The organism is Arthrobacter sp. TB 23 (assembly GCF_000294595.1).
In the GTDB taxonomy this organism is placed as follows: Bacteria; Actinomycetota; Actinomycetes; order Actinomycetales; family Micrococcaceae; genus Arthrobacter_D.
The window spans coordinates 1-18,303 of record NZ_ALPM01000093.1; the positions used below are offsets into that span (position 1 = coordinate 1).

14 protein-coding genes are annotated in these 18,303 nt (G+C 63.6%); 3 read left to right on the top strand and 11 right to left on the bottom strand.

Features of this window, described 5'->3' with window-relative positions:
• Window positions 1-27 precede the first annotated feature (27 nt).
• The 4 genes from B384_RS0113340 to mfd form a co-directional block, all read right to left on the bottom strand.
• Window positions 28-906: an aldehyde dehydrogenase family protein gene (locus B384_RS0113340; protein WP_019483601.1), complete on the bottom strand. Its 879-nt coding sequence runs from the start codon at window positions 904-906 to the stop codon at window positions 28-30.
• Window positions 903-2,402: an aldehyde dehydrogenase family protein gene (locus B384_RS0113345; RefSeq protein ID WP_019483602.1), complete on the bottom strand. Its 1,500-nt coding sequence runs from the start codon at window positions 2,400-2,402 to the stop codon at window positions 903-905. The genes B384_RS0113340 and B384_RS0113345 overlap by 4 nt, the downstream gene beginning before the upstream one ends.
• Before the next feature lie 9 nt (window positions 2,403-2,411).
• Window positions 2,412-3,431 (bottom strand): deoxyribose-phosphate aldolase, encoded by a 1,020-nt coding sequence (gene deoC, locus B384_RS0113350; protein WP_019483603.1) that lies wholly within the window; start codon window positions 3,429-3,431, stop codon window positions 2,412-2,414.
• Window positions 3,432-3,663: 232 nt separating this feature from the next.
• Entirely contained in the window at window positions 3,664-7,332 is a 3,669-nt protein-coding gene (mfd, locus tag B384_RS0113355; protein WP_019483604.1) for a transcription-repair coupling factor, read from the bottom strand.
• 167 nt (window positions 7,333-7,499) lie between these two features.
• On the opposite strand from mfd, the gene B384_RS0113360 reads away from it, so the two are divergent.
• From B384_RS0113360 to nhaA, 3 genes are read left to right on the top strand one after another with little or no spacing between them, the layout of a single operon-like run.
• On the top strand, window positions 7,500-7,997 hold the full coding sequence (locus tag B384_RS0113360) for a DUF2505 domain-containing protein (RefSeq protein ID WP_024477523.1): 498 nt from the start codon (window positions 7,500-7,502) through the stop codon (window positions 7,995-7,997).
• Between the two features lie 18 nt (window positions 7,998-8,015).
• The gene (locus B384_RS0113365; protein WP_019483606.1) at window positions 8,016-8,237 is read left to right on the top strand and encodes an SCO4848 family membrane protein; all 222 of its coding nucleotides are present in this window, start codon (window positions 8,016-8,018) and stop codon (window positions 8,235-8,237) included.
• 20 nt (window positions 8,238-8,257) lie between these two features.
• The gene (nhaA, locus tag B384_RS0113370) at window positions 8,258-9,613 is read left to right on the top strand and encodes a Na+/H+ antiporter NhaA (protein ID WP_019483607.1); all 1,356 of its coding nucleotides are present in this window, start codon (window positions 8,258-8,260) and stop codon (window positions 9,611-9,613) included.
• A gap of 3 nt (window positions 9,614-9,616) precedes the next feature.
• Here the strand turns inward: nhaA and sufU are convergent, their stop codons facing one another.
• The 7 genes from sufU to B384_RS19785 all read right to left on the bottom strand — a co-directional run.
• On the bottom strand, window positions 9,617-10,069 hold the full coding sequence (gene sufU / locus B384_RS0113375; RefSeq protein WP_019483608.1) for a Fe-S cluster assembly sulfur transfer protein SufU: 453 nt from the start codon (window positions 10,067-10,069) through the stop codon (window positions 9,617-9,619).
• Window positions 10,069-11,385 carry a SufS family cysteine desulfurase gene (locus B384_RS0113380; protein ID WP_019483609.1) on the bottom strand — a complete coding sequence of 439 codons (1,317 nt, stop codon included), beginning with the start codon at window positions 11,383-11,385 and terminating at the stop codon, window positions 10,069-10,071. Before B384_RS0113380 ends, sufU begins: the two co-directional genes overlap by 1 nt.
• A gap of 148 nt (window positions 11,386-11,533) precedes the next feature.
• A complete protein-coding gene (locus B384_RS18910; RefSeq protein WP_237715315.1) occupies window positions 11,534-12,688 on the bottom strand; it encodes a glycoside hydrolase family 53 protein in 1,155 nt (384 codons plus the stop codon).
• Between the two features lie 30 nt (window positions 12,689-12,718).
• Entirely contained in the window at window positions 12,719-14,500 is a 1,782-nt protein-coding gene (locus B384_RS0113390; protein WP_019483611.1) for a glycosyltransferase family 2 protein, read from the bottom strand.
• A complete protein-coding gene (galE, locus tag B384_RS0113395; protein WP_019483612.1) occupies window positions 14,497-15,519 on the bottom strand; it encodes a UDP-glucose 4-epimerase GalE in 1,023 nt (340 codons plus the stop codon). The genes B384_RS0113390 and galE overlap by 4 nt, the downstream gene beginning before the upstream one ends.
• 162 nt (window positions 15,520-15,681) lie before the next feature.
• Entirely contained in the window at window positions 15,682-16,698 is a 1,017-nt protein-coding gene (locus B384_RS0113400; protein WP_083850942.1) for a UDP-glucuronic acid decarboxylase family protein, read from the bottom strand.
• 171 nt (window positions 16,699-16,869) lie between these two features.
• Window positions 16,870-18,303: malectin domain-containing carbohydrate-binding protein (locus B384_RS19785; RefSeq protein WP_019483614.1), on the bottom strand; the 1,434-nt coding region annotated here is incomplete at its 5' end.

Sequence of the window (18,303 nt, forward strand, 5' to 3'; positions counted from 1 at the left end):
CCGCCACTTTTTTGTGCGGTGGGACGGCTAGAGCAGACCCTTGGTGTGCCAGACGGTCTTCGTTTCGGTGAAGAACGTGATCCGGTCGATCGAGGGGGCTCCGGCTTCGGGCCCGGTCTCGGGTGGGAGCACCCGTTTCAGGGTTTCGGCCGCGGCGATCTGCAGGTCCACCCAGTCCAGGTTCTCGGCACCGAGCAGGTCCAGGGCGTTGACGTCGGCATGGGAGGCCAGCCAGGGGGCGATCTCGGCGGGGGAACCGCTGAGGATGTTCACGACGCCGGCGGGCACGTCGGAGGTGGCAAGGACTTCCCCGAGGCTCAGGGCCGCCAGCGGTGCACGCTCGTTGCCCAGTACCACCACGGTGTTCCCGCTGACCAGCACCGGCGCGACGGCGCGGACAAACCCGAGCAGCGAGCCAACGCCCTGCGGTGCGATGACCGCGACGACGCCGGTGGGCTCGGGAGTGGACAGGTTGAAGTACGGGCCCGACACCGGGTTCGCATTACCTGCCACCTGCACGTATTTGTCGGCCCAGCCGGCGTACCAGACCCACAGGTCGATGGCTTCGTCGACCTGGGCGGCCGCCGCCGTATCGGAGACCCCTTCGGATGCGGCGATTTCCTCGGCGAATTGCGCCCGGCGCCCGTCCAGGACCTCCGCGATCCGGTACAGCACCTGGCCGCGGTTGTACCCGGAGGTTCCGGCCCAGCCGCTCACGGCAGCGCGGGCGGCGGTGACGGCGTCGCGCGCGTCCTTGCGTGATCCCTTGGCGGCGTTGACCGTGTTCAACATGGGGCCACCCTTCCTGGTTGCTACCTCATACACCCGACCCGATTCGCTGCGGACGAACTTGCCGCCAATGTAAAGCTTGTATGTCTTGGGTACGCCTAGCCGTGCAGCGCTCATTTGGAGCCTCCCAGGGGGGTCTTGTTCATGATGGCTGAGACGACCGATGACTTGGGCCCAGCCGCGGGGGCCAGATAGGCGCCGAGTCCGTGGCGGCCGCCTTCCCTGCCGTACCCGGATTCCTTGTAGCCGCCGAACGGCGACGCGGGGTCGAACTTGTTGAACGTGTTGGCCCAGACCACCCCGGCACGCAACTTGTCGGCGACCGCGAGGACCCGGCTGCCCTTGTCCGACCAGATCCCTGCGGAGAGACCGTACGGGGTGTTGTTGGCCTTGGCGATCGCCTCCGCGGGGGTGCGGAACGTCAGGACCGAGAGCACTGGTCCGAAGATCTCGTCCCGGGCAATGCGGTGGCTGGTGGACACGTTCGTGAAAATTGTGGGCGGGAACCAGAAGCCCTGCTGCGGCAGGTTACTCGCCGGGCTCCACCGGGTGGCGCCCTCCTGCTCGCCGATGTCGGAGAGCTCACGCATCCGGCCCAGCTGGGACGCCGAGTTAATGGCACCAATGTCAGTGTTCTTATCCAGCGGATCCCCTACCCGCAGGGTGGACAAGCGCTCCTTGAGACGTTCGACGACTTCGTCATGCACCGATTCCTGCACCAGCAGGCGTGATCCGGCGCAGCAGACCTGCCCCTGGTTGAAGAAGATCCCGTTGACGATGCCTTCGATGGCCTGGTCGATCGGGGCGTCATCGAACACGATGTTCGCGCCCTTGCCGCCGAGTTCGAGGGTGAGCTTCTTGCCGCTCCCGGCAGTCGAACGGGCAATGGACCGGCCGACGGCGGTGGACCCCGTGAACGCCACCTTGTTGACGTCCGGATGGTTCACCAGGGCCGAGCCGGTGGCCCCCGCGCCGGTAACAATGTTGACCACGCCTGCCGGCAGGTCGGCTTGCTGCAGGATTTCGGCGAACAGCATGGCAGTCAGGGACGTGGTCTCGGCGGGTTTGAGGACCACGGTGTTGCCGGCGGCCAGGGCCGGGGCAATCTTCCATGCCAGCATCAGAAGCGGGAAGTTCCACGGGATCACCTGGGCTGCCACACCCAGCGAACGCGGGTTCGGGCCCAGCCCTGCATGGTCGAGCTTGTCGGCCCAGCCCGCATAGTAGAAGAACCACGCGGCCACCAGGGGAACGTCGACGTCGCGGCTTTCCTTGATCGGCTTGCCGTTGTCAAGGGTTTCGGCGACGGCCAGTTCACGGGAACGTTCCTGCACCAGCCGGGCAATACGGAACAGGTACTTGCCCCGGTCGGCGCCGGAGAGCTTCGACCATGTCTTCTCGTAGGCCCGCCGGGCGGCAGCGACGGCGGTATCGACGTCGGCCTCGCTGGCGCACGAGATGGTGGTGATCTTCTGCTCGGTGGCCGGGGAGATCGTGGTGAAGGACTCACCGTTGCCGGGGACGAACTCACCGTTGATGAACAGACCGTACTCGCTCTTGAGGTCCAGGATGGATGTGGACTCCGGGGCCGGTGCGTACTCTAGAAAAGTCATGGGTAGTCCTTAGTCGATCGTGACGTAGGCAGGGCCGGAGTAGCTGCCGCTGGTGAGCTTCTGACGCTGCAGGAGCACGTCATTGAGCAGGCTTGAGGCGCCGAAGCGGAACAGGTCCGGCTCCAGCCATTCCTCTCCAACGGTCTCGGCGACGGTGACCAGGTACTTGATGGCGTCCTTGGACGTGCGGATCCCGCCGGCCGGCTTCACCCCGATCTTTTCGCCGGTCAGCCGGTGCCAGTCCCGGACCACTTCAAGCATGGACAGCGTCACCGGGAGGGTCGCCGCGGGGGCCACCTTGCCGGTGGAAGTCTTGATGAAGTCCCCGCCGGCCAGGATGGACAGCCACGAGGCACGCCGGATGTTGTCGTACGTATTCAGCTCACCGGTTTCCAGGATCACCTTCAGATGTGCGTACGAACCATCCGGGCGGCGGCAGGCCTCCTTCACCGCAACGATCTCGTCGAAGACCAGACCATACCGGCCCGACAGGAACGCGCCACGGTCAATGACCATGTCGATCTCGTCCGCACCCGCCGCGACAGCGTCGGCGGTGTCCGAGAGCTTCACCGAACGAGACGCGCGCCCGGACGGGAATGCCGTGGCAACAGCAGCCACATTGATACGGCCCGGGGCGTCGGCGTCGTGGGCCCTCCCCAGCGCCTCGACCGCGTACGGCACCATGTCGCCATACACACACACCGCGGCCACCCGCGGGGTGGAGAGATCGCCGGCGTCGGGCACCAACGCCTTCGCGACGAGCGACCTGACCTTGCCAGGGGTGTCTGACCCTTCGAGAGTGGTCAGGTCGATCAGGGAAATGATCTTGTCCAGGGCCCAGGCCTTGGACGTCGTCTTGATTGACCGGGTCCCGAGGGCCGCCGCGCGCGCTTCCAGGCCCACCGCGTCAACGCCGGCAATGCCCTCCAGATAGCGTCGCAGGCTCTTCTCCGTCAGGTCCCCGCCGATCACTTCCAATGCACGTGACGCGGGAGCGATCGCGGTGCTCCCGGTGGCAGTAGTTTCCATCGTTGAGTGTTCTCCGTACTTTGATTCGGTGCCATGGCGGGACGGTTCCCTCAGCGAAGATCGTCCCCGCAGCAGCGCTGCTGACGGCTGGTTTCCCGGGGCTGTGGGACAGGAGGTCATACCCGTATGGTCGCGTCCGACTTTACCACCGCGCCCTGTCCGCGGCGATGCCCGCCAGCCTTGGTCGCCAGCTTGGTCGCCAGCCTGGTCGCCGGCCTTCCCGCTGGTACGCCTAATCGGTGAAGATCGCGTCCACCACATTCTGGGCCCAGGTGAGGATGTCGGCGTCGGCGAGGTCCCGCCCGCCCACCGGTGAGGATTTGGGTTTCGGAATCAGCGCGGCGTTCAGCGCCGGTTTCAGCGAGGCCCCCGGATACATGCGCTTGAGCCGCATCTCCTTCGATTCCGGCAGGACGGCCGGGGCGAACTTGATGAAGTTCCCCTGCAGCGCCACATCGGTCAGGCCCGCGGCACGCGCCGCCACCCGGAACCGGGCCACCGCAATGAGGTTGACCACCGGGGCGGGCGGCTCCCCGTATCTGTCGTTGAGTTCCTCCACCACCCCGTCGATTGCCTCGTCCGTCACAGCGGAAGCCAGCTTGCGGTAGGCCTCCAGGCGCAGCCGCTCCCCCGGCACGTAGTCGTGGGGCAGGTGGGCGTTGACGGGCAGCTCGATCTTCATCTCGGCCGTCTTCTCTTCGGCTTCACCGCGGAAGTCCGCAACCGCCTCCCCGACCAGCCTGATGTACAGATCGAAGCCAACACCCTGGATGTGGCCGGACTGTTCGCCGCCGAGCATGTTGCCAGCACCGCGGATCTCGAGGTCTTTCATGGCCAGCTGCATGCCGGCACCGAGTTCGTTGTGCGACGCGACGGCCTTCAACCGCTCCAGAGCCACCTCGCCGAGCGGCTTCTCTGACGGGTAAAGGAAGTAGGCGTAGGCCCGCTCCCGGCCGCGCCCCACCCTGCCGCGGAGCTGGTGCAACTGGGACAGGCCGTAGTTGTCGGCCCGGTCCACAATCAGCGTGTTCGCGTTGGAGATGTCCAGGCCGGTCTCAATGATGGTGGTGCACACCAGAACGTCGAAGCGTTTCTCCCAGAAGTCGACAATGATTTGTTCCAGGCGGGATTCGCTCATCTGGCCGTGCGCGACGGCGACGCGGGCCTCCGGCACCAGCTCTTTCAGGTGCGCTGCGGTCCGGTCGATTGAGGACACCCGGTTGTGGACGAAGAACACCTGGCCTTCGCGCATCAGCTCACGGCGCACCGCCGCCGACGTCTGCTTGTCGGTGTAGGGGCCCACATAGGTGAGTACCGGGTGGCGTTCCTCCGGCGGGGTGGCGAGGGTGGATGTTTCCCGGATGCCGGTCAGCGACATTTCGAGCGTCCTGGGGATCGGCGTCGCACTCATGGCGAGGACGTCCACGTTGGTGCGCATTTTCTTCAGCGCTTCCTTGTGCTCCACGCCAAAGCGCTGCTCCTCGTCAACGATCACCAGGCCCAGGTCCTTGAACCGCACCTGGTCCGAGAGCAGCCGGTGGGTGCCGATGACGACGTCGACGGCGCCCGTGCCGATCCCCTCAACCGTTTCCCTGGATTCCTTGGCACTCTGAAACCGGGACAGTGGTTTGACCCGCACCGGGAAGCCTGAGAACCGTTCGGAGAAGGTTTCGTTGTGCTGCTGCACCAGCAGCGTGGTGGGCACCAGGACCGCCACCTGCTTGCCGTCCTGGACGGCTTTGAACGCGGCCCGCACGGCGATCTCGGTTTTCCCGTAGCCGACGTCGCCGGAGACCAGACGGTCCATCGGCACTTCGCGTTCCATGTCGGCCTTGACCTCGTTGATGGTGGTCAGCTGGTCCGGGGTTTCGATGTACGGGAAGGCTTCTTCAAGCTCGCGCTGCCACGGGGTGTCGGTGGAAAAGGCGAAGCCGCGCGATGCCATCCGCGCCGAGTACAGCCGGATCAGCTCCCCGGCGATCTCCTTGACCGCCTTCCGGGCCTTGGACTTGGTGCTGGCCCAGTCGGAGCCACCCATCTTGCTGAGCGCCGGGGCGTCGCCGCCCACGTACCGGGTCACCTGGTCCAGCTGGTCGGTGGGGACAAACAGCCGGTCCCCGGGGGCACCACGTTTGGACGGCGCGTATTCGAGCAGCAGGTACTCGCGGATGGTCTTCGTGGGGCCGGCGCCGGTGGCGCGCTGCAGGAGTTCAACGAATCGGGCGACGCCGTGCTGTTCGTGCACCACGTAGTCGCCCTCGCGCAGCTGCAGGGGGTCGACGGCGTTGCGGCGTTTCGACGGCATCTTGCGCATGTCACGGGTGCCGGACGCGGTGGTCCTGCCCAACAGGTCCGCCTCGGTCAGCAGTCCGAGCTTGAGCGAGTCCAGCACGAAGCCGCGGCCGGCGGAGGCTGTGGTGATCTCGATGATGCCTGGCTGCGGCGGCGAATCGAGCGAGTCCACCCGGGCCGCCGGGATGTCATGGTCATGGAACAGTTCGGCCAGCCGTGCGGCGGGACCGGGGCCCTCGGTGGCGACCACCACCCGCCACTGGTCTCTGACCCGTTTGCCGAGGAAGTCCATCATTTCCGCCACATCGCCCTGGTAGCCGCGTGGCTCGCGTGCGTGCACGGTGAACGTGTCAATTTCGGGCAACAACTCCTGCAGCGAATCGTCGGAACCGAAGGATGTGATGGACCACCAGGCGACGGCGTTGGCCAGGGCCGCCGACCGGGTGTCGGTCAGCGACCTGAAGCTGGCGGTCTGGAGGTCGGCCCCCAGGGTGCCGCCCAGGTCCAGCGGCGCGGCGCCGCCGTCGGACGCTGTTGCCCAGGCCGCCTCAAGGAACTCCTCATTGGTCGCAGCGAGATCGTGGGCGCGGGTGCGCACCTTTTCCGGTTCGATCACGACGGCGATCGACCCGGCCGGGAGTTCGCCTACCAGCGGCACCATTGAGTCCACCAGGACCGGTGCCAGGGATTCCATCCCTTCGACCGCAATTCCGCCGGCAATTTTTTCCAGCATGGCTGCCGCCGCCGGCAGATCGGGCTTCAGGAGGGCGGCCCGGGACATCACCGATGGGGTGATGAGGATTTCGCGGCAGGGCGGCGCGAACAACGCGGCCGGGCTGCCGTCTTCCTCCCGCACCAGTGACCGCTGGTCGGCGACGGCGAACCAGCGCATCGCCTCCACCTCGTCGCCGAAGAACTCGACCCGGATGGGGTGGTCCTCGGTGGGCGGGAACACATCGATGATGCCGCCGCGGACGGCGAACTCGCCGCGGTGGGTGACCATGTCCACCCGGGCATAGGCTGCGTCGGAGAGCGCCCTGACCACGTCGGTGAACGCCGCGTCCTGTCCGACGGTCAGGGTGACGGGCAACAGTTCGCCGAGACCAGCGACCAGTGGCTGCACCACAGCCCGGATGGGAGCGACCATGATCCGTACGGGTTGACCCTCGGGATGGGCGAGGCGGCGCAGCACCGAGAGTCGACGACCAACGGTGTCGGATCGGGGTGACAACCGTTCATGCGGCAGGGTTTCCCAACTGGGGAACTCCTCAATGTCCGACGCCGGCAGGTAGCTCCTGAGCGCGGCCGCCAGGTCCTCCGCTTCCCGGCCGGTCGCTGTCACTGCCAGGACCACTGGTGACCGGGCGTCGTCGCCGGCTGGCCTGGAGTCAACCGACGCCTCGAGTCCATCCACCATCTCGGCGAGGAGGGCAGCCCGCAGCCCTGCGGGCGCACCGATCTGCAGGTCGGTGTTTCGCTCGCTGCTGCCGTGTGATGCGTTCATCCGCACCCGGGCGAAGGACGTGTCCTCGATCAGTGCGGCGCGCAGTCCGTTCAGGCTCAAAGGTTCTCCTACAGGATCCGTCAGTTCCAGCAAATATTCGGTCATAAAGTTTCAGGTGCTGGGGACTCCCAGGTCGGTCCTACCCAGCACAAAAGCCCGAAATTCTGTCGAATTCCGGGGATACCCCAAGCCTACCCTGCGGGCCGACCGTGGCGCCCGATCAGGCCTTAGGATAGGTGGGACGCAAAACGCCTTTCAACTTCGGAGGATCCTTGGCACTGAACGCCTCAACCACCCTGCCCTACGACGCTGCCACAGTGACCGGAGTCTTCACCGACGAGGCCTTCCTGAAGCATGTCAGCGAGCACGTCGGCGGCACCCTGAAATCAGTGACGGTCGACGGTGACACAGCGGCTGCCTTCACCCTGACCGCTGTCCGCACCCTCCCCACGAAGCGGCTCCCGGAGATGGCGCGTAAGTTTGTCGGCGACAGCCTTACCGTCACGCAGACCGAACAGTGGGCAGCGCCCCTGCCCGATGGGTCACGTGTTGCCAAGATCACCATGACCGTCGCCGGCGTTCCGCTCACCGTCGACGCCGAGCAGCGCCTCGTCGCCGTCGACGCGGCCACCCGGGTGGAGCTGACCGGCACCGTGAGCTCTTCGATTCCATTCATGGGAGCGAAGATCGCCTCGGCGGCAGAGCCGATGATCGGTAAAGCCCTTAACCTTCAGGCCTCCGAAGCCAGCAAATGGCTTGAACGCCGCTAGGCAGAGAAGGAAAAACCCGTGTCACTCCCCACCCCTTTAGCCCTGATTCTCATTCTTAGCGGCGTCTGGACCTTGATCGTCTGGCCACCCTTCCTCCGGCGAATCTTCAAGGACCCCCGTTCGAAAGACGAGCGGGGAGCCCCGACCCGTTTCCTCAAGGTCCATTTCATGCTGATCAGCACCTCAATGATCCTGGGCCTTGCCACCCTGGTGATCGGCATCCGCACCCTGGTTAGCTAAGCAGTTGGATAGGTCGAAAAGTGAGCAATAACCAGGAACCTCAACCCCCCAAACAGGTCCTCGGGCGGTCGAGCTATCCCGAGTACCAGCGCATCAGTGAGATTCTCCGCAAGGAAACCGTTGGCGGCATCCTGTTGCTCATTGCAGCAGTCGTGGCACTGGTCTGGGCCAACTCCCCAGCATCAGCCAGCTACTTCGCAATCCGGGACTTCGAGTTCGGCTATGAGCCGTGGCACCTTCGGCTGAGCGTTGGCGCGTGGGCCGCAGACGGTCTACTCGCGATCTTCTTCTTTCTGGTGGGTCTCGAGCTTAAGCGCGAGTTTGTCGCGGGAGACCTCAGAAAGTTCAGCCGGGCCGTGGTTCCGGTGACCGCCGCTGCCGGTGGCGTCCTGGTACCGGCCCTCTTCTACGTGGCGATCAACCTGTCCTCCCCCGAGTCGCTCAGGGGGTGGGCTATCCCCACGGCCACCGATATTGCGTTCGCCCTGGCGGTGCTGGCGGTAATCAGTTCCCACCTCCCCAGTGCGTTGCGGGTCTTTCTGCTTACCCTCGCCGTGGTCGATGACCTGATGGCGATCGGGATTATTGCGTTCTTCTACTCAGACGACGTGGAGTTCACCTACCTGCTGTTCATGCTGGTCCCGCTGGCCCTGTTTGGTTTCCTGGCCCAGAAGAACCCCAAGTATTTCGGCCGACACACCCCCGCCGCCTGGCTGATCCTCCTGCCGATCGGTGTGGCAACGTGGATCCTGATGCATGCCTCCGGAGTCCATGCGACCGTTGCCGGCGTCCTGCTGGGGTTCCTGGTTCCAGTGCTGCGTAAGACCAAGGACGGCACCATCAAACTGCCGCGCCCCAACAAACCTGGGCTCGCGGAGATTTTTGAACACCGGTTCCGTCCACTGTCCACCGGCTTTGCGGTGCCCGTATTCGCTTTCTTCTCTGCCGGAGTCGCCGTCGGAGGGCCCGAAGGGTTGATGTCAGCGATCGGGGACACGGTGACGCTGGGGATCGTTGCCGGGCTGGTGCTGGGTAAACCGGTCGGCATCCTGTTGACCACGTTCGCCCTGACCAAAACCACCCGGGCGAACCTCGACCCCGACCTGCGGTGGATTGACCTGCTCGGCGTCGGGTTGCTCGCTGGGGTGGGCTTCACGGTGTCGCTCCTGGTCAACGACCTGAGCTTCGAGCAGGGATCAGAGCACAACGATCACGCGAAGGTGGCCATCCTGGGCGCCTCGGTGATTGCTGCGCTGGCCGCCTCGGTGATCCTTCGCAGCCGGAACAAGCACTACCGCCGGGTCGTGGAAGCCGAACAAATCGACGCCAACGACGACGGCGTCCCCGACCTGTTCGAGGACCGGAACCGCCAGTAGCCGTTACCGGTTCGCTGCGAGCAGCGCCTCTTCGAGCGCCACCCAGGCCAGCATCGCGCACTTGACGCGGGCCGGATAGCGGGAGACTCCGGCGAGGGCTGCCGCGTCCCCAAGCACTTCCTCGTTGGGTGTGACCCGTCCGCGCGAGCGCATGACGGTCCTGAACTCGTCCACCAGATCCATCACCTCGTCGCGGCCCAGACCCTGCATCAAATCGGTCATGACCGAGGCCGAGGACATGGAGATGGCGCAGCCGGCGCCGTCCCAACTGACGCTGGTCAACACACCGTTCGCGAGGATGGCTCGCAGGGTAATCTCATCTCCGCATACCGGGTTCAGCTGGTGGGACTCTCCGAGGGTCCCGACGCCGTCGTGCTCCAACAGCCCGGCACCGTGCCGCTCCTTGGCATGATCAAGGATGATCTGTTGATAGAGCTGCTGCAGGTCATCGGACATTATTTGACTCCAAAGAACGGGCGCACACCGGCGACGGCTGCCAGGAAGGCATCCACTTCATCGCTGGTGTTGTAGAGGTAGGTGCTGGCGCGGGTGGTCGCGGTCAGGCCGAGCCGACGGTGCAACGGCTGGGCGCAGTGGTGCCCCACCCGCACGGCGATGCCCTGATGATCCAGGTACTGGCCGACGTCGTGGGCGTGGACGCCGTCGACGTCGAACGCCGCCAACCCAATCCGTTGCACACCCGCGGCCGGTCCGAGGACCCTGATCCCGGGCAGCTGGCTCAGTCCGTCGACCAGTTGTTTGCCGAGTGTCTCTTCCCATTGTTGGATGCGCTGCATGCCAGTTTCGGTAAGGTAGTTCGCTGCCGCCGCCAGGGCGATGGCCTGGGAGATCCGCTGGGTGCCGGCTTCGAACCGTGCAGGTGCGGGAAGGTATTCGGCCCGTTCCATGGTGACCGTGGTGATCATGGATCCCCCGGTCAGGAAGGGCGGCATCGCGTTGAGCAGTTCGGCTCGCCCGTAGAGGGCGCCGATCCCGGTGGGACCCAGCATCTTGTGCCCGGAGAAGGCCATGAAATCGATGTCGAGCGCGTGCACGTCGACCGGCAGGTGCGGCACCGACTGGCACGCGTCGAGGACGGTCATCGCCCCATGCTGCTGCGCCAGGGCCACCAGCTCCGCGACGGGGTTGATGGTGCCCAACACGTTGGAGGCGTGGGTGAAGGCGACGATTGCGGTGGCCTGGTTGATGATGGTGGCCGCCTCGTCCAGGCGAAGCGCGCCGTCGTCGTCAACCGGGATGTACCGGAGCGTGGCACCGGTGCGGGCTGCCAACTCCTGCCACGGAATGAGGTTGGCGTGATGCTCCATCTCGGTGACAACAATTTCGTCGCCTGGACCGATGACGAAGCGCGAAGCCGCGGATCCGCCACGGCCCGCCGAGGCGTTCGAGAAAGAGTAGGCCACCAGGTTGATGGCCTCCGTGGCGTTGGAGGTCCAGACGATCTCGTCCACCGCCGCGCCAACGAAAGCGGCGATGGTGTCACGGGCAGCCTCGAAGGCGTCGGTGGCGTCAACTGCGAGGGAGTGGGCTCCCCTGTGCACCGCCGCATTGCGCTGCTCGTAGAATTCCTGCTCAGCCTCGAGCACGGTGATCGGGTTTTGCGAGGTCGCACCCGTATCCAGGTAGATCAGTGGCCGAGAATTGACCTGAGTGTCCAGAATGGGGAAATCGTTGCGGATCCGCCTCACCTCGGTGTCGGTCAACGGCCCCTCAACCAGCTGGAGCGACGAGGGGATAGCAACGGGATTCACAATCAGACTCCTTACAGGTCAGCGCGGTACCTCTGCTGCTGGGTAGGGCGACCACTCAGCCGTCCCACCCAACAAGACCATTAGGACATACGGCTGTACGGTAATTCTCTCACGCGTCCCGGCCGGACGAACCCCCGCGCGTCTGATCCTAGGGGGTAGGCCGGGGTGAGGCCGGCGGATTCAGCGAATCGATGGCTGGCAGCGCGTTTCCCTCCCAATCGAACATGGTGAGATTCGCGTACCGGTTACAGACACCCGGCGCGGCGGGTACCCCCGGGAGCCAGCCCGGTTCCCACACAAAATAGCCGAGGCCGTGGTTGTCGGGAACCTGCTCTATCACCTTCCGCAACTCGGTGAAGTACGCCGCCTGACCTTCAGGCGTTGCAGTGAAACGACGGCGATCCGGCAGCTCTGCGACGTTGTTCACCACGCTGTCGCACCCTGGTTCGCTGTCCAGCCTCCACGGGTATCCTGTCTCGGCGACTATCAGGTCCTTGTTGAAGCGTGTCGCGAGGATGTTGAGGCTTCTGCTGAACCCGGCCAGGGACCCGCTCCAGAACGGGTAATAGGTGACGCCGATAATGTCGAATGGCATACCGTTCGCTTCGACCTTAGCCAGGAAATCCGAGGCAGACTCGTCGGCTGCGTGGGTGTGGATCATGATCTTCGGCGGTTGGCCCCCGCTGCCGGCCAGCACACCGGCGACCCCCGCCTGATAGAGGTCGGCGAACCCTTCCCAGTACTCTCCCCACGACAGCTGGGTCTTGCCCCACGACCACAGCATGCCGTCAGACACCTCGTTTCCCACCTGGACGATTCCTACCGGGGTGCCCTGTTCAGCGAAGGCACTCACAACGTCCCTGGAATACGCATGCACAGTGCTTTCCAGCTCCTCCTTGCCCAGGTCTTCCCAGGCGGCCGGAAGCTTCTGGGCGTTCTGGTCTGCCCAGGTGTCGGAGTAGTGAAGATTGAGAAGGATTCCCATTCCAGCATCTGTCGCCCGCTGGGCCAGGGTGAGCGCCGCAGCAAGGTCGCTGGTTCCCGGTTCGGGGTCCACCCACAAACGGATCCGGGAGTAGTTGACTCCGTTGTTGCTCATGATCTGCTCGATCGGCAACGCCTCCCCGTTGTCGTTGACCTGGTTGCCGACCGCTTCTTCCTGCAGGGTAAACGACATGTCGGCGCCGACGATACGAAGTTCGGAAGTCACAGGTTTCTCCCAGGTGATCGAGACGATCGAACCTGCCGACACAACGGTGAGTACGACGGCTACGAATGGCCGCCACCAGTTCCAACTGCCCATTTCAGTGCTTTCCTCGACCATCACGGTTACTCATCCGATGAGTGCCATTAGATAGGCAGGATATTGGATGACCGCCACCAACACCAGTGCTGCGGTCCCGACGGCGAGGGCTACCGACTCCGCGGCGGTCATTCGCAATGCCGCGAGAAAGGGCACCGCTGCTGATCGGGCGGATTCGAGCGCATGGAGGACCGGGACGGCTACCGCCACGATCGCATAGCTGATCGCGCCCACCAGGCACAGAAAGATGTAGCCGTACGCGTTGGTGGTGGCCTCTCCCACCAACGCTGCTCCCGCGAACAGTGCAGCCACCAGACAATAGGGAAGGATCAATGTCGGCCGGATTTGCTCCATCCCCTCGCCCGATTTCGGTGTCACCCGGAAGGTGATTGACCGCGGCCGGACCTTCTGGACCACGGCCGACCAGACACCGAGAGCGATGTAAGGCCACCTGGCAAAGCAATAGATCCAGTTTTCCCAGCTGACGAGTGGCGAATCCGCGGGGCGGAGCATCCCCCGCCGGCGCAGGAAGAACACGATGGCCAGCATGCAGAGGCCCAGAACCAACCAACGGGCGAGGAACTCGAAGTAGTTCACGTTGACCCAGGGAAGACCGGTGACCGCGGCAATCATCGGCAGGCCGAGCCCGGCCACGGTCGTGGCCGAGAGCAGCGGATAGTAGGACAAGGCAAAAAGAAACCGGGCACGAAGGGCCCACGGCAGTCTGCCGAGATGCGAAGGGACCAGGTCAAGGAATAACGTCATCAGACTCCGCGACCATTGGAACTCCTGGGTGATCATCGCCGCGAAGGTCCGCGGCCCCTCCCCATGCGCTTCGGCCGATTCGGCGAATACAGATCTCCACCCTGCTGACGTCAGCAGGAACGAGGTGGAGAAATCCTCGGCCAGTTCCGGTCCGATGCCCCCGATCTCCTGCAGGGCTGCTGTTCGAACTGTGTAGTGGGATCCGATACACGATGGCGCGAGGCCATCCGAGTGTCCCAGCTGAACCGGTCCATGGAAGGTTGCCTCGCGATGGAGCCTGCCCCGCGCTGACCAGGACTGGCCAGCATTTGAGTCGTTGATGCTCGGGGCGGCGACGTACCCCACGGCCGGGTCTGCGAAAGGACGGACCATCTCCGTCAGGTAGGTTACCGCCGGGACGTGGTCGCAATCGAGCTGGGCTACCACGTCATAGTTTCGGTACCCGTAGCAGTCATAGAAGTAGGCGAGGTTTCCTTCTTTGCATTTGGTGCGGCGGGGCCATTCCGGATTGTGATAGTCGGCCACTCCAAAGCGGCTGGAAACCCGTACCCCGTTGGCGGTGCACCATTGGATGCTCTCGGGGGTGGGACGCTCGTCGCACAACCACACATCGTAGGAGTACGGAAAGTCCTGAGACTGCATTGCCTGAAGCGTGGCCCTCGCGAGGTCCCACGGCTCAGATGGCGCCTTCGTCACGATAAAGGCGATCCGTAGTGGCGGTACCTCCTGATCCGACCGGAATCGCCTGAGCCGGTTGGCGAGGATGAGGAAATAGGTAGGCAGGTAGGTCAGGTAGAAGAGCAGCACGGAATTGATCACCAGGCCGAACCATCCGACGACATGCCCCGGCTGCAACCACCACACCCAGAACGAGGCGAAAGCGGCGACCCAGCACACGGTCAGGGCTGCAACCACTGCGGCATCCCTTCGTGGCAGTGCTGCAACATGGGCTCCGGCTTCCATGGATCGCAGTGGGGCGCGGCGTCTGCCAAAGGTGGGACCGGAAGCAGCGATCGTGAGGGTGGTTGTAGCCGTTGAATCCGTCACAGCTTTTCCCCGTAGCCGTGGGGGTTCTTCTCCTGGAACCGCCACATGTCAGCACACATTTCACTGAGTGGACGTTTGGCACGCCAGCCCAACTCTTCTTCCGCCAGTACCGGTGATGCCACCAGCTCAGCGACGTCCCCTGGCCTGCGGTCGACGAATCGGTAGGGAATCCGTCGCCCGCTTTGGAGTTCGAATTCTTTCACCAGTTCCAGGACCGAGGTCCCGGTCCCGGTTCCCAGGTTGTACCGGCGAAACCCCGGTCTGCGCCTTTCCTCCAGGGCGAGCCGGTGGCCTTCAACGACGTCGAGGACATGGATGTAGTCGCGGACTGCGGTGCCGTCTGCGGTCGGATAATCGGATCCCAGAATTTTCACCTCGGATAGTCGGCCCGTTGCTACCTGGGCCAGGAATGGAAAGATATTGGAGGGGACTCCCAGCGGGTCCTCGCCAAGAACACCCGAGGGATGAGCCCCCGCCGGGTTGAAGTACCGGAGAGCTGTGACCGACCAGTCGTCGTAGCGGTTACAGAGATCTTCGAGGATCAGCTCGCACATCCACTTGCTTCGGGCATATGGGTTGGTGGGCCTGGCCGGCGACTCTTCAGTGATAGGCCCAAGGTCGGTATCTCCATAGATGGAGCAGGATGAAGAAAAGACGAGGTCCCGGATCCCTGCGGCGTGGGCAACAGTGATCAGGGAAATCAGGCCCGACACATTGTTCTGGTAGTAGTCAATCGGCCGCTGCATAGAATCACCCACAGCTTTGTGCGCGGCGAAGTGGATGACTACATCGATGGGGTGGGCTGTGAAAATGCTCTCCAGCTCTGCCGTGTCGGAGACATCCGCCGTGTGGAAGAAAAGGTTCCCGCCTCCCAGCTGCCGGATCCGATCCATGACCACTTCGTGGCTGTTGATGAGGTTGTCGATCACCACCACGTCGAAGCCACTATCGAGGAGGTCGCGGCAGCAATGGCTGCCAATGAAACCAGCCCCTCCCGTCACCAGCGCGGTGCGGGTCATGGCTGCACCTTGATGGGATGCAACGGCTCACCCTGTGGGTGTACCGCTGGCACCCGTTCGCCTATCCAAATGTCCACTGTTCTTCCTCCGTTTTGTGAGCAGCATTGCGGCTTCCCCAGCCGCTCGGCAATGCGAACGCCCCACCGATCGGGCGCGGATCGATCAGGCTGAAATGGCCACCGAGGTGGCGGTGAGATTGGTACCTTCAAACTGGGACCCGGCTAGCGCTTCAGCCGCATCGGCGACCTCATGAGGGTGAGCACTGAAATAGGCAACAGTCCGTCCGATGCCGTCAGAGGTGCTCATTTCTGGACGCCATCCCAGCACCCTGGTCGCCAAGGTGATGTCGGGACATCTCTGCAACGGATCATCAGTTGGCAGCTGGTGGAACTCGATTGGTGAGCTGGAGCCGGTGACGTCAAGGATGGTGGTCGCCAGGTCGAGGATCGTCTTCTCCGCCGGATTTCCCAGATTGACTGGGCCGGATTCCGAACTGTCAATCATCAGAATGAGTCCACGAATGAGATCGTCCACGTAGCAGAAGCTCCGGGTCTGGGTTCCCTGACCGTATATCGTCAAAGGTGCACCATTCAGCGCCTGCACAATGAAGCTGGAGACCACCCGGCCATCTGTCGCGCGCATGCCTGGGCCGAACGTGTTGAAGATGCGCACCACCCCGACGTTCACCCCGCGGGAACGGGCGTAAGCCATCGACAGTGCTTCGCTGAAGCGTTTGGCCTCGTCGTACACACTCCTTGGGCCGACCGGGTTGACGTTCCCACAGTATTGCTCAGTCTGTGGATGGATCAGTGGGTTGCCGTAGACCTCGCTGGTTGAGGTGAGAAGGAAGCGAGCCGATTTCCGTTCGGCAAGCAGCAAGGCGTTTTCGGTTCCCCGGCTGCCGACTGCGAGGGTCTGCAGCGGCAACCGGTGGTAGTCGGGCGGCGACGCCGGACTTGCCAAATGCGCGACGACATCAAGCTTCCCCGGACAGGAGAGTCTTTTGCTGACGTCACCGTGCACGAGTGTGAAGTTCGGGTGCTTCACATGTCGCGCAATATTGCTTAACCGCCCCGTCGAAAAGTCGTCGACGCAGACTACTGAATCCCCGCGCATCAACAACGCCCAGCTGAGATGTGACCCGAGAAATCCTGCACCACCTGTTATCAACACCCTCATGGTGTCCCTCGATTTCGCTTGCTTGAAGACCCCACACCACAGAGATTGCTGGTGTGCCTGTACTGCTTCAAGCTACGTTCAGGGCCGCGGGTAATCACCAGTAGCGGATACTCAGGTTTATAACTCTGATACTTGGGATGTACCACGTGGGCAGTTTCCGGTCCGATAGGTTTATGGCGCTGTACCGGTCCAGACCTTCTTCCGTGGTTGGTAGGTTTGCTCTCCTCCGAGCGCGATCACAAACTGGTTGCCGACCCGTTGCACGATTGCACCCTGCAGTGGCACTGGCAGCGGAGATAACAGCGACCAGGAGTTCTGTGTCGGGTTGTAGGCCGTGACCTGCCCGGTGGGCTGAAAATCGTCGACCTGGCCTCCGGCCATAACAATGCGACCGTCCGAGACAAACGTTGCGGCCTCCAGATGGCTCTTCGCTGTTGGCAGGTCAGCAAGTTTTGTCCACTTGTCGGTTCCCGGATCGTAGACGTGCGCGTCCTTTTGCTGCACGTGATGCACATCGTGGCCGTGTTCGCCACCGAGAATGTAGATCTTCCCCGCAATAAGCGCGCTGCTCATATGGTCCTTGGGATTGGGGAGGGGTGCTGCCGTGGCCCACGCCCCGGTACTCATGTTGTAAACGAAGTGATCGCCTACATTCGTGACCCGGTCGGCTGGATTTCCGCTGATGTAATGGAGCTTTCCGGCAGACGCTTCCAAGACGCCTGCACCCCGAGCCTGTGGAAGATGGGTGAGGATCATCCAACTGTTGTTCTGCGGGTCGTACCGATAAACCCGATCGCTGACTTCCTGAGTGGGGTTGTGGTTGACGTCAATGTCCCCCCGGAAGCCGCCACCCAAGTAAATGAATCTCCCATCGTTGGAAATGCCCTGATGGCTTTCCGCGGCCCCTTCGGGGAGGTTTCCGAGATCGACCCAGGTACCTGTGGCCGGCTCGTAGCTCGAGTACCCCCGGATCACGTCGAAGTTCCCGTCGAACCCGCCGAAACGGTAGATCTTGCCGCCCACCGTCGTAGCGGCTGTTTCGAAGATGGCGGTTGGTGCGTCAGGTTGTTCGGACCATGTTTCTGGCCACCAGCCAGCTGGTTGGGGGGTGGTGCCGGTTGGGTAGACCACTTCAATCGCCGAGATCTTCGGCTGATCGACCGACGCCGTGAAGTCAAGGGTCAGAGCACCGTCCGTCACAGTCTGTGAGAGGGTTTTTACCGTAGCGGTCATCGCCCCCACCTCAGCGAAAAGGTCCAGGTCATCGAGTTCAACCGGCCCGCCCTCGAGGTTCACGTCAAACACCCGCTTACCTACACCGCCCGGACCGCCACCGGTGGCACCATGCCAAATCTCCGCAAAATGCAGCCGGACAGTGAACGTTCCCGACTGGCTGACGGGAATCGTATAGTTGAACGCCCCGCGATTCGTCGTCGCGCTCCGCTCGGTCAGGTACAACGCATCATTGACCGTCCCAGCGATCGCCGTCACTTTAGGGTTGCTGTAGGCCTTACCGCCGCTGAACGACCGATCGGCCGCCCACACCATGCCGCCCACCGTCATCTGAGGTCCGCCCGCATTGATCCGCACCACCTCCGGATCAGC